The 593-nt window shown below is 69.3% G+C and carries 1 protein-coding gene; it reads left to right on the top strand.

What is annotated here, in order from left to right; all coding sequences use genetic code 11:
- Window positions 1-593 (top strand): hypothetical protein (locus FUT87_RS29770; RefSeq protein ID WP_186830828.1); only part of this gene is annotated, 593 nt, incomplete at both ends.

Below are 593 nucleotides of genomic sequence, written 5' to 3'. Positions count from 1 at the left end.
CTGCGCACGCCGGACGACCAGCTGCAGGTCAATGCCTCGCGCTTCGACCAGAAGACCGTCGGCAACGTGATGGTCCGCATGACCTTCACCGCCCCGGACCAGCCGCCCGAGGTCCAGGCCCTGTACGCCTCCACCAGCGGCAACACGCAGGACGCGATCCTCGACCGCGCCCGCAGCTACCGCCTGCCCTGCCTCTCGGCCGAGGACCGGCCGATGAGCTTCGTCCAGCACTTCATCTACCGCAAGCACGACGCCGGCCGCGCCAGCTTCAAGGACGAGGTCACGCTGGGCGAGTTCCTGTCCAACATCAAGGGCATCCGGCAGCAACAGGCCGAGTTCGACTTCAACACGATGAACTGCCCGTTCACCGTCGCCTGGACGCTGGGCAAGCCGGCGCTGGCCAACCGCGTCGGCGAGATCGGTACCGAGCGCGACCCCAACCGCGCCGAGTTCCTGGCCTGGCTGGGGGGCCTGGAGATGGACCTGACGCCGGATCGCTTCGAGCACCTGCTGGGCCGCATGGTCAAGATCAAGGTCGCCTGCGGCACGCTGCGCCTGCAGCCGGCCACGACAGCCGCGGCCGCGCCCCTGGC

Source organism: Mitsuaria sp. TWR114 (assembly GCF_007997345.1).
Note: the sequence above shows the minus strand (reverse complement) of the source record. Positions and strands in the feature narration are given on the sequence as shown.